Source organism: Hydrogenovibrio sp. 3SP14C1 (assembly GCF_029625905.1).
Classification (GTDB): domain Bacteria; phylum Pseudomonadota; class Gammaproteobacteria; order Thiomicrospirales; family Thiomicrospiraceae; genus Hydrogenovibrio.
The window spans coordinates 32,434-59,018 of sequence record NZ_JARTLM010000011.1 but is presented as its reverse complement, the minus strand read 5'-3'; the positions used below and the strand labels follow the sequence as shown (position 1 = coordinate 59,018).

General features: G+C 42.3%; 18 protein-coding genes. 2 read left to right on the top strand and 16 right to left on the bottom strand.

The genetic code is table 11. The annotated features are described in order from the left end of the window. Positions 1-23 precede the first annotated feature (23 nt). The 4 genes from gloA to aroC all read right to left on the bottom strand — a co-directional run bounded on the left by gloA (position 24) and on the right by aroC (position 4,205). The gene (gloA, locus tag P8629_RS10120; protein WP_278166017.1) at positions 24-419 is read right to left on the bottom strand and encodes a lactoylglutathione lyase; all 396 of its coding nucleotides are present in this window, start codon (positions 417-419) and stop codon (positions 24-26) included. A 48-nt stretch (positions 420-467) separates the two neighbouring features. Beyond that, on the bottom strand, positions 468-1,745 hold the full coding sequence (locus P8629_RS10115; protein WP_278166016.1) for an O-acetylhomoserine aminocarboxypropyltransferase/cysteine synthase family protein: 1,278 nt from the start codon (positions 1,743-1,745) through the stop codon (positions 468-470). Between the two features lie 84 nt (positions 1,746-1,829). After that, positions 1,830-3,008, bottom strand: coding sequence for an MFS transporter (locus P8629_RS10110; RefSeq protein WP_278166015.1), 1,179 nt, complete (start codon positions 3,006-3,008; stop codon positions 1,830-1,832). Positions 3,009-3,104: 96 nt separating this feature from the next. Further along, entirely contained in the window at positions 3,105-4,205 is a 1,101-nt protein-coding gene (aroC, locus tag P8629_RS10105) for a chorismate synthase (protein WP_278166014.1), read from the bottom strand. Positions 4,206-4,314: 109 nt separating this feature from the next. Here aroC and P8629_RS10100 point away from each other — a divergent pair, with 109 nt between their 5' ends. After that, complete coding sequence (locus P8629_RS10100) at positions 4,315-4,737, top strand: acyl-CoA thioesterase (RefSeq protein WP_278166013.1); 423 nt, start codon at positions 4,315-4,317, stop codon at positions 4,735-4,737. A gap of 6 nt (positions 4,738-4,743) precedes the next feature. Here the strand turns inward: P8629_RS10100 and P8629_RS10095 are convergent, their stop codons facing one another. The 8 genes from P8629_RS10095 to mog form a co-directional block, all read right to left on the bottom strand. Then, positions 4,744-5,130, bottom strand: a complete 387-nt coding sequence (locus P8629_RS10095; protein WP_278166012.1) for a hypothetical protein — start codon at positions 5,128-5,130, stop codon at positions 4,744-4,746. 153 nt (positions 5,131-5,283) lie between these two features. After that, positions 5,284-6,324 carry an NADP(H)-dependent aldo-keto reductase gene (locus P8629_RS10090; RefSeq protein WP_278166011.1) on the bottom strand — a complete coding sequence of 347 codons (1,041 nt, stop codon included), beginning with the start codon at positions 6,322-6,324 and terminating at the stop codon, positions 5,284-5,286. A 67-nt stretch (positions 6,325-6,391) separates the two neighbouring features. Then, positions 6,392-7,579 carry a pyridoxal phosphate-dependent aminotransferase gene (locus P8629_RS10085; protein WP_278166010.1) on the bottom strand — a complete coding sequence of 396 codons (1,188 nt, stop codon included), beginning with the start codon at positions 7,577-7,579 and terminating at the stop codon, positions 6,392-6,394. After that, the gene (gene ovoA, locus P8629_RS10080; protein WP_278166009.1) at positions 7,580-9,709 is read right to left on the bottom strand and encodes a 5-histidylcysteine sulfoxide synthase; all 2,130 of its coding nucleotides are present in this window, start codon (positions 9,707-9,709) and stop codon (positions 7,580-7,582) included. 45 nt (positions 9,710-9,754) lie between these two features. Further along, positions 9,755-12,559, bottom strand: coding sequence for a DUF748 domain-containing protein (locus tag P8629_RS10075; protein ID WP_278166008.1), 2,805 nt, complete (start codon positions 12,557-12,559; stop codon positions 9,755-9,757). A 150-nt stretch (positions 12,560-12,709) separates the two neighbouring features. Further along, positions 12,710-13,663 (bottom strand): carbonic anhydrase, encoded by a 954-nt coding sequence (locus tag P8629_RS10070; RefSeq protein ID WP_278166007.1) that lies wholly within the window; start codon positions 13,661-13,663, stop codon positions 12,710-12,712. Between the two features lie 114 nt (positions 13,664-13,777). Further along, positions 13,778-14,710: a 50S ribosomal protein L3 N(5)-glutamine methyltransferase gene (prmB, locus tag P8629_RS10065; protein ID WP_278166006.1), complete on the bottom strand. Its 933-nt coding sequence runs from the start codon at positions 14,708-14,710 to the stop codon at positions 13,778-13,780. Between the two features lie 42 nt (positions 14,711-14,752). Then, complete coding sequence (gene mog / locus P8629_RS10060; protein WP_278166005.1) at positions 14,753-15,298, bottom strand: molybdopterin adenylyltransferase; 546 nt, start codon at positions 15,296-15,298, stop codon at positions 14,753-14,755. Positions 15,299-15,498: 200 nt separating this feature from the next. Between mog and lon the strand changes: the two genes are divergently transcribed. Then, positions 15,499-18,135, top strand: coding sequence for an endopeptidase La (lon, locus tag P8629_RS10055; RefSeq protein WP_278166004.1), 2,637 nt, complete (start codon positions 15,499-15,501; stop codon positions 18,133-18,135). A gap of 121 nt (positions 18,136-18,256) precedes the next feature. Here lon and soxB read toward each other — a convergent pair whose 3' ends face one another. From soxB to dapA, 4 genes are all read right to left on the bottom strand, one after another. Then, positions 18,257-20,167 carry a thiosulfohydrolase SoxB gene (gene soxB, locus P8629_RS10050; RefSeq protein WP_278166003.1) on the bottom strand — a complete coding sequence of 637 codons (1,911 nt, stop codon included), beginning with the start codon at positions 20,165-20,167 and terminating at the stop codon, positions 18,257-18,259. 228 nt (positions 20,168-20,395) lie between these two features. Then, positions 20,396-24,274 carry a phosphoribosylformylglycinamidine synthase gene (gene purL, locus P8629_RS10045; RefSeq protein ID WP_278166002.1) on the bottom strand — a complete coding sequence of 1,293 codons (3,879 nt, stop codon included), beginning with the start codon at positions 24,272-24,274 and terminating at the stop codon, positions 20,396-20,398. A 73-nt stretch (positions 24,275-24,347) separates the two neighbouring features. Next, positions 24,348-25,541 (bottom strand): hypothetical protein, encoded by a 1,194-nt coding sequence (locus P8629_RS10040; RefSeq protein WP_278166001.1) that lies wholly within the window; start codon positions 25,539-25,541, stop codon positions 24,348-24,350. A gap of 3 nt (positions 25,542-25,544) precedes the next feature. After that, positions 25,545-26,405, bottom strand: coding sequence for a 4-hydroxy-tetrahydrodipicolinate synthase (gene dapA, locus P8629_RS10035; protein WP_278166000.1), 861 nt, complete (start codon positions 26,403-26,405; stop codon positions 25,545-25,547). Positions 26,406-26,585 lie beyond the last annotated feature (180 nt).

Sequence of the window (26,585 nt, the reverse complement as noted above, 5' to 3'; positions counted from 1 at the left end):
GATTCCTTCTATTTCAAGGTCGTTTACGCACGTGAATGGTTTGCACCAATGAACTCGATCTGGTACCCATCAGGGTCTTCTGCAAAAGCAATAATAGTGCTCCCGGCATTCATCGGCCCTGCTTCACGGATAATTTTTCCGCCTGCTTTTTTCACCGCTTCCGCGGCGTCATAAACATCCGCTACTTCAATGGCGATATGACCATAGCCGTCTCCTAAATCATAAGAGCTGACACCCCAGTTATAAGTTAACTCTAACACGGTATGATCTTCTTCACTGCCGTAGCCTAAAAAAGCCAAGGTAAACTCCCCTTTTGGGTACTCTTTTTGACGCAATAACTTCATTCCAAGAACGTTGGCATAAAAATCAATCGACTTCTGTAAGTCACCCACGCGTAACATCGTATGTAAAAAACGCATATACTCTCCTATTAAGTTTAATGAGATCAATCACAATAGGGTTAAAATTTAAACCTTAACGTTATCTAACGCTTGTTCAATGTCTGCCAGAATATCATCGATATGTTCAATACCAACAGACAGTCTGACCAAATCTTCTGAAACGCCCGCTTTTTCAAGCTCTTCCGCACTTAATTGTCGGTGGGTTGTGGTCGCAGGGTGACAAGCTAAAGATTTCGCATCGCCGATATTGACCAAGCGAAGAATCATTTGAAGCGCATCAATGAACTGACCACCTGCTTCTCTTCCCCCTTTTACACCAAAGCTCAAAATACCGGATGCCAACCCTTTAGTGGTTTTTTGACAAAGTGCATGATATTTATCATTAGGTAAAGCCGCATAATTAACCCATGACACTTTCGGGTGTTGCTGTAAATACTCTGCCACTTTTAAGGCATTTTCGCAATGGCGTTCCATCCGCAACCCTAATGTTTCCAGTCCTTGCATCAACAAAAACGCACTATGCGGTGCCAATGCCGCCCCCGTATTACGCAAAGGAACAACACGACAACGTGCAATGAAAGCCGCCGCGCCAATATCACGCGTATACACCACGCCGTGATAAGAAGGATCTGGCTCGTTCAACATTGGAAAACGCTCTTTATTCGCCACCCAATCAAACTTTCCTGAATCAATCACAATACCGCCAATGGTCGTACCATGCCCACCGATAAACTTAGTCAACGAGTGAATCACAATATCCGCACCCAACTCAAATGGACGGCACAAATAAGGCGTTGCGACAGTATTATCCACCATTAGTGGAACACCATGCTTATGTCCGATCTCGGCCAGTTTGGCGACATCCACAACATTACCGGCCGGATTACCGATCGATTCACAGAAAATGGCTCGAGTGTTTTCATCAATGGCTGCTTCAAACGCTTCAAAATCATCCGCTGGAATCATTCGAACCTCAATCCCTTGTCGTGGCAACGTATGGGCAAAAAGATTGTAGGTTCCACCATACAGTTGAGTAGTACTGATGATATTATCGCCAGCTTGCGCTATCGTTTGAATGGCATAGGTAATGGCTGACATTCCAGAAGCTACCGCTAAAGCGGCCACCCCACCTTCCATTTCAGCCATTCTTTTTTCTAAAACATCGTTGGTGGGGTTCATAATACGGCTGTAGATATTGCCCGGTACTTTCAGATCAAATAAATCTGCCCCGTGCTGTGTGTTATCAAACGTATAAGATGTGGTTTGATAAATCGGCACCGCCGCTGCTTTGGTGGTTGCTTCTGATTCATAGCCATGATGCAACGCAATCGATTCAAGTTTCATCCGTATCCTTCCTGTGTTTTTATAGTATTAAATTGATTAAAACAAATCCTAGAATGCTTTCGAATAACTGTCAAATGAAAGACTTTAATTTGATCTTGAAATCATTTCATTTTGAGAGGATTCAATCCATTTTTGCGCAATGATAATCGCAAGAATAATGGAAATTGCACTGATACCAAACGCTAAATAAGCGCCGCCATCGTGCCATGCATACCCGGCAATAAGCATCCCTAAAGCGCCGCCCACACCATGGCTGGCTGAAGCATAAATTGCCTGCCCTTTACTTTGGTTATCTCCACGAAAGTGATGATCAATCAAATAAATGGCCGCCGCATGGAACAACCCGTAACTGGCTGCATGGAGCGTTTGTGCAAACAGAAGTAATGGTAAGGATTCAGGCACCAAGGGAATCATAACCCAGCGTAATAATGTCAACGCCAAACTCAACATCAACAAGAACTTCACCGAGTAGATCCGAAAAAGCGGTACCATCCAAAAAAACACCGCGATTTCTGCAATCACACCAACGGCCCAAAGCCAGGAAATGGTGGTTTTACTATACCCATAATCCGATAAGAAAATACTGTAAAAGCTGTAATAAGTACCATGAGAGAACTGAATCAGCACACTGACGATCAATAAACTAGCAACCCAAGGTTGTTTCACAACATTTAAAAACGAGCTGGTCGATTCTTTTTTAAACATAGGACCTTGTTCTTTAACCCAGAAAGTCGCTAACCAGATAATCAAGGCTAACAAGCATAAAAGCCAAGGAAAGGTTTGAATGGAAAAAACATCAATTTGCCAGCCGACCCATAAGACCGCCACAATAAAACCAACCGACCCCCATAATCGAACCAGTCCATAACGTTCTTTCACACCAGATAAGCTTCGGAAGGTATAGGATTCAAAAAGTGGCAAGGCAGCATGAAAGAAAAAGCTGAACCCGAAGACAGTCAACAATAACCCAATAAAAGAGTGATAATAGATCAAACCAAAAGAAAACAATAATGTCAGAAAAGCCGTCCATCTCAACCAACGAATGGTTTCACCTGTGCGATCTGACAACCACCCTAAAACGTTAGGTGCCACAATTTTGGTGCCGACAAAAACCGCCATCAACTGCCCAATTTGAATCGCATTAAACCCTAACGATTGGTAGTAAAGGCCAATATAAGGAATTAAGGCACCAAACAGCATGAAATAGAAAAAGTAAAAACTGGAGAGTTTGGGATAAGCCGTTCGGTAGTGCTGATCAGGCATGCAAAAACCTCAAGAAGGTTAGAAAATGAAAGCGATCATAAAAGTAATCCTTTCTTAAAACCAAATAGCGCTTCAAGAAAGGTGAGTGAATAGCATTTATTTTTCAGGATGTGCCAAATCCATGATAGGCGGTACAACATCACCATTCTGAGCGCGATTACGCATAAAGTGATCCATCAAAATTAACGCCACTTTAGCTTCAGCAATCGGGGTTGCTCGAATACCCACACAAGGATCATGACGACCTTTAGTGACCATTTCAGTCGCTTCCCCATCAGTATTGATGCTTCGACCTGGCGTCATAATACTGGAAGTCGGTTTCAAAGCGATATGCGCGACAATATCTTGTCCCGTCGAAATTCCCCCTAGGATGCCGCCTGAATGATTAGATACAAAGCCTTCTGGTGTCATTTCATCACGATGCTCAGTGCCGCGTTGAGCAGCCACAGCAAACCCATCACCAATTTCAACCCCTTTCACGGCATTAATACTCATCAACGCATGGGCCAAGTCTGCATCCAACCGATCAAAAACCGGTTCGCCTAGACCTACTGGAACATTTTTCGCAATAATTGAAATCTTGGCTCCGACAGAATCTTTTTGCTTAAGCAAGTTATCCATATACTGACGGATTTCTTCTTGCTTATCTTTATCCGGGCAGAAATACTCGTTATCGTTGTCGAATGGCCAAGAGACATTATCTACCGTAATCGGCCCAAGCTGAGAAAGATACCCTTTAATCTCAATCCCTAAGCGTTCTTTCAGATATTTCTTCGCCACAGCACCTGCCGCAACGCGCATCGCCGTTTCCCGTGCAGAAGAACGTCCGCCGCCGCGGTAATCTCGAACGCCATATTTTTGAGTATACGTATAATCGGCATGTGACGGACGAAACGTCTCCGCGACTTTTGAATAATCTTTAGAACGCTGGTCGGTATTGTGAATCAGAAGTCCAATCGGAGTGCCCGTGGTTTTCCCTTCAAACACGCCTGACAAAATCTGCACTTTGTCATCTTCGCGACGCGCCGTTGCATGCTTTGACGTACCCGGCTTACGACGATCCAATTCAATTTGAATATCTTCTTCCGACAGTTCCATCCCCGGAGGACAACCGTCAATAATGGCGCCTAATGCAATGCCATGACTTTCGCCAAATGTGGTGACACGAAAATTTTGTCCTAATGTATTACCCGACATAACGTATTTCTCAAATCGCTTTAATATTATAATCAGTGCATTATACTAGACCAGCCCAAGCGCACTCAAAATTATCTCTTTCAATTTACGTAAAAAACGGCTTTTATTTATGAAATGGCAGCATCCCTCACCATTTATTTTAGAACACACCGTCTCAGAAGAAGATTTGGATTTTCTTCGGCACGTGAATAATAAAAAGTATCTAAACTGGCTTGAATGGGCTTCTTGGCAACACAGCCTATCTGTCGGCATTGACCAAGCCTTACAGCAGAAAGTGGGGAAAATCATGGTGGTTAAACAACATGAGCTGAACTATCATGCCGGCTGTTTTTTAAACGATGAACTGCTCATTGGCACTTGGATTGGGGAGAAAATCGGTTGTTGCCAACGTAAGCGTTTTTATCAAATTTTTAGAAAATCCGATGAGCGTTTAGTGTTCTCAGGCCACACGCTTTGGGCCTGCATGGATTTAAAAACTTATCGCGGTAGCGTCATCCCTGACGAATTTATATCCCCCTACCTTGATAGCTAAACGAGCTTATTGATCCGAAAGTGTGACAATCAGGCCTTTATTGGAAAACCAATACCCACGTCCCATCCCGCTATTCGCCATGGTTCCCTGAATATTATGCTGACCTCTCACGACTGTCCCCACTGGGACCGCTTTACCTTGATAAAAGCAGTGTGGTGTTTCTAAGGTATATTCATACCGTCTGTGACTTTTATTTAAAACCGCTTTGCCTTGAATAATGCACCCTTTCGCTTTACCACTGATGACTTTCAACTTTACTGGCGAAGGATTTTCAGGTGTCGCATTTCCATAAAGTCCATTCAAGAAGATTGCTTCAACCTCAGAAGCTTGCACTGATCCCCCTGCTCCAAGCAACCCCAACACTAATACATAACCGACCTGTTTGATACTCATACTTACCCTCTTTTGAACTACATTGCTTTGTATCATTAATATCAAAGCGAACATCTGAATCAGATAGCTTCTATCCTACTGTCTTTTAGTATCAAAAGAACAATAGAATATCATGAGACGCTAATAAGTATAAGTAATACCCCTTATTAAAAATTAAGGCGAAGGAATCGTATATTGCGCATGAATGCGTTCAATTTGATGCAAAGTCTCTTCATCCAACGTGACATTGATAGAGTCAATATTCTCTTTTAATTGCGACATCGTCGTCGCCCCAATGATGTTGGCCGACAAAAATGGGCGACTATTCACAAAAGCCAAGGCCAATTGCGTTGGTGTCAGGCCATTGCCATGAGCCAACGCTGCATACAATTCAGTCGCTTTCACGGCATTATTATTAGAATAACGGTCATAGCCAGGGAACAAATTTAAGCGGGCGTTTTCCGCGGCAGTGCCATTCAAATACTTTCCGCTCAACACACCAAACCCTAAAGGGGAATAAGCCAATAAACCAACGTTTTCACGATGTGAGATTTCCGCCATCCCCACTTCGTAACTTCGATTTAATAAGTTATAAGGGTTTTGTACGCTAACAATTTTCTCCAAGCCTAATCGTTCTGCGGCTTGGATAAACGTCATCATGCCCCAAGGGGTTTCATTCGACAAACCAATATGTCGAATTTTGCCTTGTTTAACAAAGTCACTCAAAACTTCAAGCGTCTCTTCAACCGGGGTAAAAACATCTTCATCAGCCGGAACATAACCCAACTCACCAAAGAAATTCGTATTTCTTTCAGGCCAATGCAATTGATACAAATCAAGGTAATCCGTTTGAAGGCGCTTTAAAGACCCTTCCAGCGCCGCGGTAATATGCGCCCGATTGAATTTTGTTTTCCCCTCACGAATATGAAACGAAATATCGGAAGGCCCAGCGATTTTTGAGGTCAAAACAACCTCATTCCGCTTGCCGGTTTTAGTCAACCAATGACCAATTATTTCCTCGGTTTTACCATAGGTTTCAGGACGTGGTGGCACGGCATAAAGTTCAGCCGTATCCCAAAAGTTCACTCCTTGAGACAGCGCATAATCCATTTGTTCAAACGCTTCTGCCTGCGTATTTTGCTCACCCCATGTCATGGTGCCTAAACAGATACGACTGACTTCAATATCAGAATGTCCTAAGGTGTTATAAATCATGCTATCTCCTTAATGTGCCAATCTTTTAGATTAACTGTATCAATATAAAAATGCCCAGGCCTGGCCATTATTTTGAAAATGAAGTGGATAAGATCGCTTGCTTAAGTTGATCTAATGCCTGGGTTAAAGTTTGCTCTGAAACCGCCAAATTGATTCGCATAAATCCTTTACCCGCTTTGCCAAAACTTTCACCGTCATTCAGTCCCAGTTTAGCTTGCTGAACCAACCAGGTTTTCAATTCAGCCTGTGACTCAAACAACGCCGAAAAATCCAACCAAACCAAATAAGATGCCTCAGGAATCATCACTTTTACCTGAGGTAAAAATTCGTTGAAAAACGCTTTTAGGCGTTGAATATTTCCTAAAAAATGTTGTAACAATTGGTCTCGGTAAACCCGCCCTTCATCCGAGTAAGCCGCTTGTGTCGCAAGATAGCCAAACAAATTTAAATCTTGAATGGCATTGGCTTGACAAATTTTCAGATAAGCGGCTTTTAACTCTGGATTGGCAATAATGGCATAGCCAATCTGCAAACCACCCAAATTAAAGGTTTTACCGGGAGAGTTCAACGTAACGGTATTGTTTTTAAACTCTTCTGATAAAGAAGCCATCGGAGTATGTTGATGCTCTGGATACGTCATATCAGCATGAATTTCATCCGACACCACAACCACTTCATGTTTTAAACAAATCGCTGCGAGTTTTTCCAGCTCCGGTTTTAACCAAACCCGTCCAGAAGGGTTCTGAGGGTTACACAATAAAAACAACCTCACCTGATGGTCAATAATTTTTTGCTCAAACGCATCAAAATCAATTTCGTAACGATGATTTTTGAGTATTAATGGCGCTTCGACACACTGGTGATTTTCAATCGTCGAAGCCGTCAGAAAAGGCGGATAAACCGGCGGTTGTACCAACACGGCTTCGCCGGGGTTTGTAAACGCTGAAACAGCCATAAAAAAGCCATTCGCGACATTATGCGTAAACACAATATCAGAAGGTTCGACCTCATAATGATACTGTGCTTGCCAATTCACAATTGACTGATACAGCGAATCCGGCATGTGGTTATATCCCAGAATGGGATGTTCCAGACGTTTTTTCAACACCTCTAAAATGAAAGGTGGTGTCGGCAAATCCTGATCCGCCACCCACATGGGCAATACATCATCCGTGCCAAATAACTTTTGACGTAACTCATACTTTTCCGAACCCGTTCCCAAACGGGAAATGGCTTTATTAAAATCCAACTTCATTTAAGATTTCTTTTTCCATAAGGTTACTTCAGACACTGTGTGTTGAAATTTTCGCTGCGTTTCCCGAATCACAAAAGGCAGCTCAAATGGCGCTTGAATCAAATCGAATTCCGCATCTAATATCTTATGCAAGCCTTCTAACGTGGTTACATTCTCACCGCTGTTAGGATCTTTATACCCCCCTATCCAGTGTTCTTTGGCCGTAAATTCTTCTAACCAAGTATAAGGGGAAGCCAACATCAGAATTCCGCCTGCATTCAACCGTTCATGAATCATCTTCAAGAAACGGTTTGGTTCATACAGACGATCAATCAAATTCACCGCTACGACCATATCATACCCTGTCAAATGGGATTTCAAGTTAGCCGCATCCTGCTGTAGAAACTCACAGCGAGACGTAACGGCCGCCAACCCTAAGTCCGCTAACGTCTGTTCTTTAAAATCAACAATGTCACCTTCCATTGGCAAGGTGTATAGCACCGACCCTGTTTCTTTTAATTGGTTCGCCACTTGAATGAAACGAGCCGAAAAATCCAATCCGGTCACATGTGCAAAATGATGCGCCAGTTCAAAACTCGCACGCCCCACTGAACACCCAACTTCCAAAACACTCAGATCATGGCGTCTGGCAAAATCATTATCGGACTGAATCGTATGAATCGCTAATTCAGCATAGGCTTGAGCAAAATTGGGAACCCCAAAATGCTCTTCACCATAGTGAAACTCGCAATATTGCGACACCAGAGCGTCGGTTTCATAAGTGGAAAAATGCGTTTGTACTTTCTCAGCCGATTCAATGTAGCGAAACCCAGCGTGCTGGAAAAAATGACGACGGAATGCATAACGGGAATGCCCGTTGATTTCATTCCCGGTGGAAATCCAGCTGCCCCCTTTAAATAAATTATGCTGATTATCGAAAGTAGGCGTCGTGAAATCATCATATAACGGATGTACCTTAAACCCTTCATAAGGATAAATCGGGGTTTGCGTCCATTGCCAGGCATTACCAACCACATCAAAGAAATCGCCTGTTGCGAATTGGTTAACAGGGGTTGATGAGGCATATTGCTGTAAATTTATATTCGCCTCAGCTTGATGTTCAAGTGCATTGGTGTAATCTCGCAACCGTAAGTATTCATCTTCGCTAGGGAGCCGAATCGGGCGACCTGTTTCATGTCCTTTCCAATTGCAAAAAGCGTGCGCTTCCAGGTAATTGACCTCAACCGGCCAATCCCAAGGCATGGGTATTTCTTCGGTCAGACAACGTAACCACCAATCCTCGCCTTTCTTTATCCAAAAAGTGGGGTGTTTATCCGGTGTGAATTGTCGCCAGCGATTGCCCTCTTCATCCCAATACTCTGGATTGTCATACCCTCCCGCTTCTACAAACGCCAAAAACTCATGATTAGAAACTAAAAAAGCAGCCGCTTTAAACGATGCCACCTCCGCATGGTGCTCGCCATACTCGTTATCCCATCCATAGGTCTTGGCAGGGTCATGGTGATCAATATGCACCTCACCGGCCGGCACTTCAAACAAGATGTTCTCAGGTGCGTCATCGCTCTTGGGAAAGATAGGAAACAAAGTATGAGGTTGCACAGATTGAATGGGCAATTGGCGAATCAAAACCGATGAGGTTTCCAGGTGAATACGTTCATGTTCAATTCCCATCATAATCGGCCACATCTCACTGTCCCAATCAATCGGTAAAGTGAAGTCAACGGTATCAATTAATTGGTTGACCGCGTCACGCACCTGATTTCGATAAGCGCGAACGTCTTCTACACTTGGCCAATCATAATGCGTTTCATCCAAGTCATCCCAGGACATTTCGTCCACACCTATCGCACACATTGATTCTATTTCTGGATTAATACGGCTTGGTAATAATTTAGCTAACAGCAATTTATTCACAAAAAAAGTAGCCGTATGGCCAAAATAAAAAATTAACGGGTGACGAAGTTCACAAGGTCTCTCATAAAAGGCATCGTCGGTTTTAAGTGTTTCAAACAAGGACTCATAAGCGTTATAAGTTGCATTAAAGTACGCTCTGATTTCAGCTCGTTTACTGCTGACATCCCCTTGGTTTAAAACGATCAGTTTTGAAATTAAATCTTTTCTGCTTAACATGAAAGCTCCACAGCTACAGTTCTATTAATTTTTTTAACAAAGAAGCTACATTGAGAGTAAGACACCTGTTTCCGGCAGGTCTTCGAACGTAGGATGACAAGTCGTTAAGCGATGTGAACCAACGCCTCCTTGATCGACTAACCAATCTTTAACCTGGTTTTGTCGAGTTCGGGCTAACGCATAAAGCTTGTCTTGTAGTTTTTGATCTTTCAGCCCTTTTTGAATCCAATAATCGCGATCTCGCTGATTATAAAAACCACAGACTTTTAAAGTAATGCTTTTTTTCTTTTCCAACAGTGCAACAATTTTTTGCAAGTATTCAGCCATTCCCGGTTTGATTTTATTCAACCCAACCTCATAAGATATTGGCTGTAACGTTACTGTATTGGCTTGCTTAAAAGCATATTCTGCGGCTAAATAGATTGCGCCGTACGGTTGAAGTGTCATTGCCAACATGGCTTTTGATCCACTTTGCAAGGCATTGAGCATAGCCGTTTGTATGACCTGATCTAAGTGGAAGTTCGGATCTGATAAGTCGCCTTCAACTGGAACGTCTAATTCAATTTTGCCTTCGTTATCACGAAGTAAGTTCAGCGCAAGACTGGTCGAGCCTCCGGTTGCTGCCGCCCCATCTTGCAATTTTTGTTCATTAGATCCCACAGTAGCGAAATTTTCTTCTGCACTGCCGTCCAGTTCAAATCCTTTCAGGATAATATGATTTTTAGACTTGAGCATATCTTCTTTAATCTTGATATCCGAATCTAAGGTTAAAGCACCGCTTTTAATTCGATAACCAACAGTATCTTTAATCAAGGGAGAAAACTCATACAAATCCAGTTCTTTGACTTTCAAGTTTAAGTCCGAATTCACTTTCTGGCTAAAAGGTTGAATCTTTCCTTGTAACTCAATTTTAGAATATTTTCCCAGCGTCGCTTTAAGTGCTACAGGCGTTGCTGATGATGGTTTTTCAGAATCCAATGCACCCAACTCTAGCTGAGATATATGAATATTTTGCTTAATTTTCGAATTGAGTCCTTGAGTTTCAAACACAATATTATTCTGTCCTTTTAAAGACAGTTTTTCTAATTGCATAACAGCATTTTTTGTTTGCTCAGCGCCTGATTCAACAATAGTCGTATCCGTTTTCTTTTTTTCCTGTTGATCTACAATCCCTAAATCAAAGGACTTAATCAGACCTTGTACCTCTACAAAGTCATGTTGTTTGTTTAAGGTTAAATACCCCTCAAGATTATGAACATTTACCTTACCTAATTGGGTTTTATCAACACCGTCACTATTTTCGATCACAAGTTTTGAAACATCAACGCCACTGATCTTTATAAATGGAGAGTCGCTATCGACCTTTTGTCCAAGACCGATACCATTAAAAGACAATTTTGTTAACTGAACGGTCTGAGGAGACTTAAACAGCAGGTTTGATTTCAACTGTGCCAACTGCAGAATCGTCTTTTTTGACGCCGTATTACGAGCCAGTGCATTTGACATGCCCAGCTGACCTGATAAGGTAGCTGGCGTTTCTGTATCAGGTTGAACATCAACATCACCCTGCCACTGAATTAAATCACTGGTTGCCTTCATATCAGCCAAAATAACAGACATATTTTCTAATGCAAGTTGCGTGTCTTTTAATTCAATCTTTTGTGCATTTTTTGCCGAGCTGGTTTTCGTATCTTGATAAGCAAGCGGTCCTTTCCAGAAAAGGGTTTTGATTTTTGTATTTAAAGCTTCTTTCTTAAAAACAGACTGAGACACCATAAGTTGGTTATGTGCCTCAACGGATAAACCTTTCAGGCGTTGTTTAACCTTCACTTGTCCTAGCCAGTTCAAATCTTGTAGCTGAAGGGTTTGTTCCGGTTGTGTCAAAGCAAACTGTTCTAACTGCCATTTTCCATCTGCGTTCAGCGTATAATCATCCTTATGGGTTTCATAAGATAGCTTTCCGTCCCAGCCGATCATTTCCGATGCAATTTCAAAATCTTGTTGCTGCAAAGCAAAGTTGCGAATATCAACTTGCCCAGTTTGTTGCACATCAATCTTCCCAAAATGGTTACGGAATTCGATATTTAACTTTCCAGAAACAATCCCAGAAACATTGTTCCATTCTTTTGGCAGATACCCCTGATAAGGGTGTAAATCAAAATCACTGATTTGAACCGGCCCTTTGATCACCTGCTTTTCTGAAAAGAGTTTCGCATCTAACCTACCTGTTAATACCCCTTCAGTGTCTTGAATACGAAAATTAAGCTGTGAATACTCGTCAGGCTCCCAGTTAGCGGTTTTTGAGACTGAAACATTTTCAAAATGAAGGGCTTTACTAATCTCTGGCGTTTTAAGATTCAAGGTTGCATTTTGCAAAACCAAGTTTTGAACCCCCAACCCCCAAAAAGCCTGCTTTTCTTGCGCGCTTTCAGCGGTTGTTAAAGGCTGTTTAATGTTTAATGGAAACGTTATCCCACCCACTCGAACATATTCATTCGGCTGATAAACCAGAAACAAAGAGGTATCAAACACTTCTAACGTTTGTAGATTAATATGCTTTTGTAATAAATCTAACCACGCTAAGTTGACTTTGAGATGCCCCACCTCAAGTTGTTGTTTCTGCTCCGTTGACACCGTCAGATTAAACAATTCCAAACGACCACTGAAAGGATTAATAATGACTTTTTCGAGCTGAGCGGATTCTGCGCCTTGTTGAACAAGGGCATACTCAATCGATTTTTTAAGCATCAATGGTAGAAATAATAGAAATAGAGCTAGCGCAAAAGCGGTCAGGATTAAGGATTTGTAAAGGGTTTTAAGGGACTTCCAGCGTAATAGAATGGCTTTCATGCGTCTTTCAGCTCTTCAAATAATGAGATTAATTCATTGTAACAGAAAGATTTTAAATGCCATAGGCGGTAAAACATACTAAAAACGGCCAGGCCTGGCCATTTTGAATAGTCTTCAAAGTTACTTCTAAAAAGAAGTTCGCTTTATCGGCTAATAAAGCTCATAAACCGGGTTTTCTTGATTACGATCCGGCCAAGATTTCAGAAGTGTTCGAGCATTTAAATTTTGAACAGGGCGAGCATTAGACCCTAAGTACTCGTGCATTTTTTCTAATTGAGTCACCGATGCTTGAATTGGCTGCTTAAACACCATCCAGTAAACCCCTTCTGAACAAGGTGGCGTGGTCAAAGAACCACTGTATTTATAAAACTTTTTATCTGCCGGAAAAAATTTTGCTGGATGAATCTTAACGAATTCATGAATTTCTTGTTTCTTTAAACGCGTTGGCAAATAAGGCATCAATTCGGCTAAGGCCTTATTCTTTGCTCCTTCCTTGAATAAAATGGCAATTACAGCAATATTTCCATCCCCATCCTTGTGTACCAAATGCATTTCCATTGGATAATTAAATCCGTCTCTCTGATGCTCAGAAGGCGTATGGAAGTGGTATTGCAACAATTCATATCGATGACCGTTAATTTTAATATAGCTGCCTAACGGGATATTTACTTGCAACGTATGACCATTATTCACTAGCTTTAATGCCGTTTCACGATAATACACATCAAATCCAGGCAAACTCGTGGTTCCAACCGATTTTTGGGGTTTTAAATTAATAGGAGATTGGTTTTTACCCGTTTTACAGGTTGCAAACTCAGGTGCAAGTTCCCCCCAATACCTAGGCCCTTCTTTTTCGAAGTATCCCCAATGAGGTGGTTTTTTCGGTTTCGGCTTAGCTTTGGGCTTTTCTTCAGCTTTTTTCTGATGATCCGCCACCTTTGTAGTTTGATCTTTTTCTTTGGCTACAGGACTGGTGGTTGCCGATTTTTGTTCTTGTTTTTTTGCTTCAGCACCAAGGTCAATCAGTGGCGCGGCCATATTATTTACAGAATAAAGAGGCAGAGCGACCAATAGAGTCACGATAAAGCTAAACCGTTTCTTCATTTGTCTTCCTTAAAATTAGCGTTTTTTTGACAACAGTTTTCTAATAAGACTTCTTAAGCAAATAATTAACCAATTTGAATTATTTTTAGTTGGTTTGAATAAGTGATGCGCCTTTTAAGGGCGTACCCGCTGATTTAAAATATCTTGAAAAACGTCTAACTCAGATTTTTGAATCGCAAAAACTCCTTCGCCGCCATGTTCAAAATCAAACCAATAAAAAGGAAGTTCCGGATAGGCTTGCTCTAAATAAAATTGAGACACACCCACTTCCACAATCAAAGCACCGTCATCCGTTAAATGCGCTGCTGCTTCGGCAAGAATTTGGCGAACTAAATCCAATCCATCTTGACCGGCTTCCAGACCTAAACGAGGCTCCTGTTGAAATTCTTCTGGCAAGGCATCCATTTCAATTGCATCAACATAAGGGGGATTTGAGACAATTAGGTCATATTTTCGCCCCTTTAAAGCTGAAAACAAATCTGACTGAATCGCGGTCGCCACTTCATTTAAATGATACATATCGATATTTTGTTGCGCCACTTCAAGGGCTTCAGGAGAAATATCAACTAAATCAACCGTCGCATTCGGACAAGCTTGTAAACTGGCCAACCCAATACAACCACTGCCAGTACAAAGATCCAAAATACGATGAACCGACTCAGGCTCTACCCAAGGACGGTATTCCATATCTATCAATTCAGCAATCGGAGAGCGCGGCACCAACGTCGCTTCAGAAACTTTAAATTTAATCCCTGCAAACCAAGCTTCACCGGTTAAATACGGAGTCGGCTTGCGACTTTCAACTCGCTGACGGAATAAATCTGTTACCTCTCGTTTTTCCGTAATCGTCAAACGAGACAGTAGGTACGTTTCTGGAATATCCCATGGCAGCCTCAAAGCATAAAAAACCAACACTCTAGCGTCATCAAAAGCATTGTCTGTCCCATGGCCAAAAGAAAGTCCAGCTTTTTGAAACAAGGTTCCTCCCCATCTGACAAAGTCACTCACTGTTTCCAAGTGTTCATATTGATAATTAAAATTTGTCATGCTGTTCTCTCTTTTTAGCGTTTAGACATCTATTGGGTAAATTTAATTTGGTTTTTTAGCGTGTTTTGGACGGAAAGCTTTAACAAAACTGTCATCGGTTTCCAAATAAGCCCCTTCAATTAAATCAATGCAATATGGCACCGCAGGGAATACCGCTTCTAAACACTCACTAATGGCAGATGGTTTACCTGGTAAATTAATAATCAAACAGGCACCCCGTGTCCCAGCGATTTGTCGTGACAAGATGGCTGTCGGCACATATTGCAAAGAAACCGCTCTCATTTGTTCTGCGAACCCATCAAGAATTTTATCGCACACTTCAGCGGTTGCTTCCGGGGTCACATCACGCTTGGCAGGTCCTGTTCCACCCGTGGTTAAAATCAAATCACACTGCTCTTCATCCGCCAATTCTTTCAAGGTTGTTTCAATTAAGGATTGCTCGTCTTCAATCACTTTTGCAACAGGTGTCCATTTCGAGGTCAGTGCTTTTGAAATCCATTCTTGCATTGCCGGACCCCCTAGGTCTTCATACTCTCCACGGCTTGCTCGGTCAGAAACGGTGACAAATCCTATTTTGATCTCTTTCATGGTTCTTTTTACCTTCTTTTCTTCAGCTGTTTTTACTTAATTGTGCATATCATACTGCATAACAAGAAAACAAAGAACCAAAGCCGTTTTTTGCTACGCTAAAATTTACGGGGATTTTTTCAAAAATTATCACATTTTTCCCTTGAATTTACAGCTTTCTCCCCCATTAAAAACACATTGAATTAAAAAAGACTCTATACATGACACACCGCAATGACTCAAATGATTTAGAAACCGTAGAAATTCAAGAACTTGAAACTGAAATGGACGATTTAATGAATGAAGAAGAAATCGAATTTAATGAGTTTGTAGACAATACCTCTGAGTTTGAAATGGCTGAATCAGATCAACAAAATGAAGCGCTTGATGGCGAGCATATTGCCAACGATCACACTGACACGGATTCAACCATGACTCAACTGGTGACGGCAAATAGCTCTAAACCGGATTCGTTATATCTGTTACCGGTTAAAGAACGTCCTTTTTTTCCGGGTCAGACATTGCCAATTATCTTGGACAAAGAGTCGTGGTCAAAAACAATCCAGAAAGTAATTGATGAAAAAATCCATTATATCGGGATTATTTACGTAGAGGTAGAAGACCACCACAAAGCCAAGCCAAAAGACTTTTCTAAAACTGGTACTTTAATTCGTATCCACGAGCCCAAAATTAAAGAAGATTATATTCAGTTGATTGCTGAAGGGGTATGTCGTTTTCAAATCACCGACTGGCTCAGTAGCTCAGCGCCTTTTCGTGCGAGAGTCAATTATCCAAACGACATACGCAATGGAAGCCCAAAAGAGTTCAAGGCTTATGGCCTGGCCATCATGAATGCCTTTAAAGAACTGCTTCCGCTTAACCCACTTTATAGCGAAGAACTGAAGTATTTCTTAAACCGATATAGCGCATCTGACTCTCAGCACTTAGCTGATTTTGCTGCCAGTTTAACGGCAGCCAGTAATGAAAAATTACAGAATTTATTAGATACGTTGGATTTAAGTGAACGCTTGGAAAAGGTACTCTCTTTATTCAAACATGAAATTGAGGTCACCAAACTTCAATTTAATATTCGTGAACGCGTGGAAGAAAATCTGAGTCAACAACAAAGAGAGTTCTTCCTACACCAACAGCTTAAAGAAATTCAAAAAGAATTGGGCATGGTCAAAGATGACCGTACAGCAGATGCTGATTTATTCCAGGAACGTCTAGACAAACTAGAGTTGTCAGAAGAAGCAACCAAAAAAGCAGAAGAAGAGCTGGGAAAAATCAATATGCTTGACCCTCAGTCTCCTGAATATGGTGTGGCTCGTAACTGGCTGGACTGGTTAACACAATTACCTTGGGGAAAATATAGCGACGACAAACTAGATCTCGGTCGTGCTCGAAAAATTCTCAATAAAGGCCATGATGGTCTAGGGGATGTTAAAGATCGCATCCTGGAGTTTTTAGCCGTGGGTGCTTTAAAAGGTGAAATTTCGGGTTCCATTATCTGCTTGGTCGGCCCTCCTGGTGTCGGGAAAACGTCCATCGGCCGATCAATTGCCGATACGCTGGGTCGTAAATTTTATCGTTTTTCGGTTGGCGGAATGCGTGACGAAGCAGAAATCAAAGGACATCGTCGTACTTACATTGGTGCCATGCCGGGTAAATTTGTACAAGCATTAAAAGATTGTGAAACAGCCAACCCGGTGATCATGTTGGATGAAATCGATAAGATTGGCTCTTCCTACCAGGGGGATCCTGCTTCTGCGTTATTGGAAGTACTTGACCCTGAACAAAATTCAGAGTTTATGGATCATTATATGGATCTGCGTTTTGATTTATCTAAAACGCTGTTCGTCTGTACGGCGAATACGTTAGACAGCATTCCGGGCCCCTTACTGGATCGAATGGAAGTGATTCGCCTATCTGGTTACATCACTGAAGAGAAAATTCAGATTGCCAAACATCATTTATGGCCGTCTTTATTAGAAGATGCTGGATTAAATAAAAAGCAAATTCAAATCACTCCTGCGACGATTCGCCACGTAATCGAAGGCTATGCTCGTGAGGCAGGCGTTCGAAACCTGAAAAAACAATTGGCCAAACTGATTCGTAAACTGGCGATTAAGTTCGTCAACGGAGACTTGGAACAAACCACATTGCACGTCAATGACTTGGAAGACATGCTGGGGCAACCAAGGTTTACCCCTGAAAAAACCAATCAGCAAATGGGAACGGTCACTGGCTTGGCCTGGACTTCTATGGGGGGTGCGACGCTCACAATTGAAGCCAGCCGAGTTCACACCTTGAACAGAGGGTTCAAGTTATCTGGCCAACTAGGTGATGTCATGCAAGAGTCTGCCAGCATCGCTTACAGCTATATCGCTTCAACTTTGGATAAATATAAAGCAGACCCCGAGTTTTTTGATAAAGCTTTTGTTCATCTGCATGTACCCGATGGCGCTACCCCAAAAGATGGTCCCAGTGCGGGTGTCACGATGGCAACAGCATTACTGTCACTGGCGCGTAATGAAGCGATTAAAAAGCCTTTAGCCATGACCGGAGAACTCAGTCTAACCGGACAGGTATTACCTGTGGGTGGAATTCGTGAAAAAGTGATTGCGGCAAGACGTGTAGGGATTAAGGAGCTGATTTTGCCGGATGAGAATCGTAAAGATTATGATGAATTGCCAGATTACTTAAAAGAAGGCATGACACTTCACTTTGCAAAACACTTTGACGATGTTGCAAAACTGACTTTTCATATTCGCAGTAAATCAAGTGCTTTAAAAACCTATTTAAGCAAAGCACCAACTAAAGATATAGAAAAGAAGACAGAAGAAATCTCTCAGTAACACTCAATCGCTTTAATCAAAAACCACCAGGCCTGGTGGTTTTTTTATGCCCAATAAAAATAATTAGGCAATAAAAAAGCCCGCACAAGGCGGGCTTTTTATTAATGATTAATCTTAAAGATTAAGCCATTTCACCTGGGTAATCTTCGATACCTGGGTTGTTTTTAACACCTTTCAGCTTAGGATGGTTTACTTTCTTAAGCTTCATGTCGTTTTTGTGGTTACGTAGGTAATCTGCAGCAACATCCCACATTAGTCGACCATCACCAACAGACTCAACCTGCGCCCAACCAGCAACACTATAAGTTTTGTTTGCTTCAAGTGGCGTACCATCATCGAAACGCATATCAGAGATACGGTTCCCTAATGTAGCGTTTGGCTCACAAGTGTAGTCCATCCCACCTAAACGAACCATATCACCACCTGATTGTAGGTATGGATCTTTTTGGAATAGGTTTTCACAGATACCTTCTAGGATATCTTTCATTTGAGCACCAGTCACTTCAGACTTATACGTTTCACCATACGTCATTGATGTTTCATCCATGACACGTTCCATAGTGATTGTTTCACCTGCTAGAACAGAAGTCCCCCAGCGTACACCAGCTGACATCGCGATTTGCGCATCGTGCTCTTCACGTAAGGAGTTTACGATAATCTGATCCCAAGTTCCCATGAAGTTACCACGACGATACAAAGTATCTTCTGCAACCGCTAGTTCTTCGTTTAAGATTTCGCCATATGTTTTACCTAGGCGGTCTTTGTTATATGCACGTGAAGGATCACGAGACTCAACGATAGACTTGTCATACACTTTTGTATATAGGTGATCGATGAATGTTTGAACTGTTTCGTCTGCCGGTAAAACGTTAGAGAAAACAGGAAGCAAGCTGTAATTTACACCACGTAGCTTACCGTTTTGGATATCTAAATCCATACAACCAACGAACTTACCGTTAGAACCTGCGTTTGTTACGTGACAAACACCACCTTCCGGCGTTTTAACTGGCGTTGTTTTTGGAACACCATCATGTGTATGACCACCGAAGATTGCATCAATACCATTGACACGTGAAGCCATCTTCAAGTCAACATCCATACCGTTATGAGAGATCATTACAACAGCTGCAACTTTTTTCGTTTCACGAATTTCGTTTACAGTTTCTTGTAAGGCAGCTTCACGAAGACCGAATGACCAGTCTGGGAAGTTAGATTGCGGATTAGCATTCGCAGTACGAGGGAAAGCCTGACCAACAATCGCGACACGCTCACCATTGATGATTTTGATAGTGTAAGGCTTAAATGCACGCCCTTCATCTTCATCATATAACCCAGTACCGTTATGGCGATCAACCATATCACGGTAAGAATCGCCGAATAACGAGTCTTCCTTAACACGAATGTTCTGTGCTAAGAATTCACCTTTGAAGTTATTTAGGTTTGTTAAGACTTCGTTTTCTTTATAAGTGAACTCCCAGTGACCCGTCATCACATCAACACCAATTAGGTTTGACGCTTCAACCATGTCTGCACCACGTGTCCAAAGAGCTGTCCCTGAACCGTGCCATAGATCACCACCATCCATTAACAATGTGTTTTCACGACCACCAGCCGATTCACGCAACTTGTCTAGTAATGTTTTAAGGTGAGCAAACCCACCAACTTTACCGTATTGCTCTGAAGCATCTTGGAAGTTTAGGTAAGTGAAAGCATGCGCTAAAGGCGTGTTTTCTTTGATGTTTAATTCTTTTAAAAACTTATGCCCGACAACATGTGGTAATTTACCAAATGCAGGTCCAGTTCCTAAGTTAACATTAGGCTCACGGAAGTAGATAGGCTTTAACTGGGCGTGTGTGTCTGTGATATGTAATAAACGAACTTTCCCTTTCATTGGTAAGTTATACATATCCATTGATGCTGGTGCACCTTTATAATCTGGGCTTGTAGACATAGCGCTGGCTGTACCAGGTAGCATACCGGCTGCTGCAGCCATAGACATTACATGAAGAAATTCACGACGATTTAAAGACATAGTGCCCTACTCCGTTTGAGATTTAAAAAAGCCGTTTCAAGCCTTCCACTTGAAACAAGGTCGAAAAATAAAGTTGTATAACATTAAAGAAAGGCCTATTAAAAGTCAAATAAACTAAAGTTATCACAAAAATAATTTTATTTATACGTTATAAAAATCACTTATAGTAACGTTAACTCTGTTTTTAGAACCAATAAACCTTTTATTGTTTTATCAATAAGTTAGAAATTAACCAACCCATTTACGGGCATTACGGAATAGACGCATCCAAGGCGCGTCTTCTAACCAATTATCTGGATGCCATGAGTTCTGAACGGTTCTAAATACACGCTCCGGGTGCGGCATCATAATGGTTACACGACCATCCGTAGTCGTTAATCCAGTCATGCCTTCTTCTGAACCATTTGGATTAAACGGATACGCTTCGGTTGGGTTGCCAGTCGAATCGACATAACGAACCCCAACTAGGCCATCAACATCCTGCGCAGAACGCTGACCAAAATCCATACGCCCTTCACCATGTGCAACGGCAACAGGGATGCGCGTGCCTGCCATTCCTTTTAAAAGAATAGAAGGAGATTCTTGAATCTCAACCAGAGAAAAACGAGCTTCAAATTGCTCAGACTGGTTTCGAACAAATTTTGGCCAGCTTTCTGCACCAGGGATAATCTCTTTTAGGTTTGACAGCATCTGACAGCCATTACACACCCCTAATGAGAAGGTATCTTCGCGATTAAAAAAGCTTTCAAAAGTTTGACGAGCGGTTTCATTAAACAGAATGGAATTTGCCCAGCCACGTCCAGCGCCCAGCACATCTCCATAAGAGAACCCACCGCAAGCCACTAGCCCTCGATAATCTTCAAATGAGACTTCACCAGAAAGAACGTCAGACATATGCACATCAACCGCTTCAAAGCCAGCACGGTCAAAAGCAGCTGCCATTTCTTGCTGGCCATTAACACCTTGCTCACGTAAAACAGCCACTTTCGGACGATCTTGACGTGAAAAGCCAGCGGTAATGTCTTCATTCTGATCAAAAGTCACGACAGGGTTAATATGAGTATTATCATCTTGCTCAATGGCATCAAACTCTTGCTTAGCACAAACTTCATTATCTCTTAGAGCTTGCATACGATAACTGGTTTCAGACCACCAGGCCTGGTAGGTTTTGCGCGTGCCTTTTATAAGACACTTACCATGAGCGGTCACTTCGATTTGACCAGAATCACACGGTGAACCAATCCAGTGAGCCGCATCAGCCAACTGATATGATTCAAGAAGCGCTTCAACCACTTCCTTATCATCTGCTTTAACCTGAACGACAACACCGACTTCTTCTGAACACAGTGCAGAAACTGCTTCGTCACCTAAAGCGGTCGTATTTAATGTTAACCCACAATGTCCAGCAAATGCCATTTCCAATAAGGTGACTAAGAAACCACCATCGGCACGGTCATGATAAGCCAATATCAAATCATCGGCCATTAACGCTTGAACCAGATTAAATAGGTTTAATAGATCTTCAGCTGAATCCAAATCTGCTGATACATCTCCCACTTGATTATAAACTTGAGCCAAACAGCTTCCACCCAACCGGTTCTGCCCTCGACTTAAATCAATGGCTAACAGTTCGGTCTCACCTAAATCAGTTCTTAATTGTGGCGTGACGGTTTTGCGCACATCTTGAACCGGTGCAAAAGTAGTAATATTCAAAGAAACCGGAGAGGTAACCGACTTAGATTGATCACCCTCTTGCCAGACGGTCTTCATCGACATGGAATCTTTCCCAACCGGAACAGCAATGCCTAACGCTGGACAAAGTTCCATACCGACTGTTTCAACGGCATCATACAAAGCCGAATCTTCACCCGGGTGACCGGCTGCAGCCATCCAATTCGCAGAAATTTTAATATCACTCATTTTTTCAATTTTGGCACAGGCGATATTGGTAATGGCTTCCGCAATTGATAAACGGGCAGAGGCTTTCGGGTTAATCAATGCCACAGGTGGGCGTTCACCGGTTGCCATCGCTTCACCGGTATACCCTTTATAGTCAGAACAAGTTACCCCAGCATTCGCCACAGGCACTTGCCAAGGTCCAACCATTTGATCACGCGTGACCATCCCGGTGATACTGCGATCCCCAATGGTAATTAAAAAGTTTTTGCTCGCAATGGTTGGCAACTTTAATAAACGTTCAGTCACATCATTAAAATCCAATACCGCAGGTTCGAACCCTGGCTGCGGAATCAAACGAGACTCAACCGTACGATGCATCTTAGGCGGCTTGCCTAGCAACACATTCAATGGCATATCAACCGGGTTGTTATCAAACACAGTATCATTCACGACCAATTCTTGCTCTTGCGTCGCTTCACCAACAATCGCATATAAACATCTTTCGCGCTGACAAATGGCTTCAAACTGTTCGATTTGGTCAGGATAAATCGCAATGACATAACGTTCTTGTGATTCATTACACCAGATTTCCATTGGCGACATTCCAGGCTCGTCATTTGGAACATCACGCAACTGGAATTTTCCACCGCGCCCAGCATCATTTACCAACTCAGGGAAAGCGTTCGATAAACCGCCTGCTCCGACATCATGAATTGAAGCGATTGGAGAATGATCCCCTAAATAAGTACAACGATCGATCACTTCTTGAGCACGACGTTCCATTTCAGGGTTTTCGCGCTGAACGGAAGCAAAATCTAATGTTTCTGAACCGGCACCACTGTCTACAGATGACGCGGCACCTCCTCCCAAACCAATCAACATGGCGGGCCCGCCTAGCACAACCAGCTTAGCACCAACAGGGATTTCATTCTTTTGAATATGCTGCTCACGAATACTACCCAAACCACCGGCCAGCATGATTGGTTTGTGATATCCTCGAACCTCTTCACCGTCATGGGTAATCAACGCATTTTCATAAGTACGGAAATAGCCATTAATTGCAGGACGACCAAACTCGTTGTTAAAGCCTGCCGCACCCAAAGGACCTTCAATCATAATTTCAAGCGGACTGACAATTCGAGACGGTTTCCCGTACACCGCCTCCCAAGGCTGCTTGAAACCAGGAATATTTAAGTTAGAAACAGTAAAGCCTGTTAAACCCGCTTTTGGCTTAGAACCACGCCCTGTCGCACCTTCATCACGAATTTCACCACCAGAACCGGTTGCTGCACCCGACCAAGGGGAAATCGCCGTTGGGTGGTTGTGTGTTTCGACTTTAATTTGGAAGTGAACATTTTCTTCACTATATTGGTACTGACGGGTTTCAGGGTTCGGAAAGAAACGCGTTGCTTTTGAACCTTCAACCACTGCTGCATTATCACTATACGCAGACAAAACCCCCTGGGGATTCTTCTGATAAGTATTTCGAATCATACCAAACAAAGAGATTGGTTTATCGACGCCATCAATCGTCCAATCAGCATTAAAGATTTTATGGCGACAATGCTCTGAGTTAGCTTGTGCAAACATCATCAGCTCTGCATCGACAGGATTACGTTCCAGCTTTTTAAAAGCTGACACCAAATAATCGATTTCGTCTTCAGATAAGGCCAACCCCATCTCAGAATTGGCTTTACTTAGTGCTTCAGCCCCACCATTCAATACATCAACCGTTTGATAAGGTTTTGGCGACTGGTGAGAAAATAACCTTTTTAAATCATCCAATGAATGAAATACCTGCTCAACCATACGATCGAACAATAGTGCTTCCATTGCGGCGCGATCTTCTGCTGCGACACCTTCTAGAAAATAGACAACACCTCGCTCAACTCGGTGAATGGTTTCAATCCCGCAAGTATGGGTAATATCGGTCGCTTTAGAAGCCCAAGGAGAAATGGTTCCTAAACGCGGTGTCACAATACAAGCCGTCTCATTTAACTCCGAAGCCAAATCATTTTCGGTATCGTTTAGCAACATTCCTAGCTTCATCAAATCTGAAGAGCTCAACGATTGAGCCTCTTCATTTAGTTCAACCGCATAAATAAATTGCGACTGTAAACTAGAAATACGCCCTATTTTTGAGAGCTTATTTAAAAGTTGGTTTAAACGATACTCGGAATGAGCCGAATTTCCCCAGATAATTTGCATAGTCTTTCCTTATACAAAAAACCCTCGGCATAAAACCAAGGGTAAATAGTAAATGATTTGAAGTGAATGTGTTTTACTGCGTCAGCAATCCTAAGGATTCAAAAATGTAACGACACTTTTCTGATGTTAAAGGCTCTGATGACTCAGCGGTTTCCACTCTTAACAAACTGCCACTCGAACGGTCAGGCGTTTGTTCATTAAGCGCTTCAATCGTAAATTTAACGCGCTTCGGAATATATTTTTCAGCATCATCGTCACTGCGCCAAAATGCCAATTTTGAACCAAAGCTATTTTCTTTTCGCGCTGAATCCGGAACAATGACCCAAACTTCTTTTGTGGCGGGTTTAACATGCTCATAAAACCATCCAGAACGATACAACATGGCTTTCAAATAAGACCAGGTTTCCGCAGGAGAAGCGTTCACTTTCAAGCCGTTATTTAAATCTTCTTGATCGGCGTTAATTTCATTCTCGGTGATTTGTATCGCTTTTAAAGACTCACCTTGAGATGCGCCAAAGAAAATCATCGACTGATAAAGCGCCTCTGCCTCAATCAACGGATTATAAGGCTTCACCTTCCAACCTGAATCCACTACGACAGCACTCTCTTCTGAGTCAGCAACACTCGGGTCAGACACCATGTAGTGATGAAAATACAAGCGCGTAACATCTTTGTCAGCATCGTATTCAACTTGAGCAATCAGTCGATCATAAATGCCATCCGCCAACTCCGGACGCCAGCTGTTCAATAATTTTGTCAAAGGCCCTTGATCATCTAATGGAACAAGCTCTTTACGAGGTACAAATTCCGTACGGATAAACCCGGTATCTTTACGCGCTTCTTGGATCGGCATTCCCAAGGAAACTAAAAAGGACTGTACGCCTTCCCAGACTTTTTCGCTCGACATGCCTTTGATTTCCAACCAGCGTTCAGATAAATTTGATTTAACTGCCAGATGATCCGCTCGATACGTTGGAATATAACGATACTTTTCTTCTAAGGTTCCAACATTTGAAATAGCAACATCGAACTCATCTTGCTTATTGGAAGGTTTAAACAGATTTGGCGGAACAGCTAAGTCTTTTGACAAGCTTTTCTCAGTATCTCGATAAGAGGTGTCGGCATCATAATCCAGAACACTGTCCGCATTCTTTTCACTTGAAGGGGTCGAAGAACACCCTGTTATTAGTAACGAGAGACTGATTGTGGCCATAACAACAATCGAACCGCGGGAATTCAAAAAGGGTTTCTTAGTTAGAAGAAACATAAATTATAGTGCTCCTGCAGTTTGTAAAGCTTGGCGCACCAATGCATGGTATTTTTCAGACAAAGGCGTTAACGGTAAACGAATCGCCCCACCCATCAAGCCCATTTCTGCCATAGCCCATTTAACAGGAATCGGATTGGCTTCAACAAATAAGTTTTTATGCAACTCCGTTAACGACGCATCGAGCATTCTTGCCTTTTCTGCATTACCGGCAATTGCTTCGTCATACACTTCAGACACTAATGCCGGCATTACATTAGCCGTAACGGAAATGCCACCATGCCCACCTTCTAAAATAAAGTCGACAGCTGTAGCATCATCACCGGTATACAGATCAAAATCCTCATCAACGATTTCTTTTATTTGACTGACACGACTGACATCACCGGTTGCTTCCTTCACACCAATGATATTATTAATCGTCGATAAACGCCCGATGGTTTCCGGCAATAAATCACACGCCGTTCGACCTGGAACATTATAAAGAATCTGTGGGATATCAACTGTTTGCGCAATTTTCTTGTAATGAAGATACAACCCTTCTTGCGTTGGCTTGTTGTAATAAGGCGTCACCAACAAACAAGCATCTGCACCGACTTCTTTCGCAAACTGCGTCAATTCAATTGCTTCTGTGGTTGAATTCGCGCCAGTCCCTGCAATGACCGGAATACGACCCGCAGCTTTTTCTACCACAAAACGAACCACGTCACGATGCTCGTTAAAGTCTAACGTGGCTGATTCACCTGTTGTTCCCATCGCAACGATGGCTTTAGTCTTGGATTTGATATGAAACTCGATTAATCTTTCAAGCGCATCAAAATCCACAGATTCGTCCCCCATCATGGGTGTGACCAAGGCCACCATACTCCCTCTAAACACGATGATTTTCTCCAACAAAATGAATGTAAAATAAAAGAGTAATATTACCTTTTAACCCCCTTTTCTTCAAGCGATTATTTTCCTTATTCCTGCTTTCGACAGGATAAATATTTTTTCATAAATTTTTCATTGAACAATTAAATTAAACCTTGCATACTGGTTAAA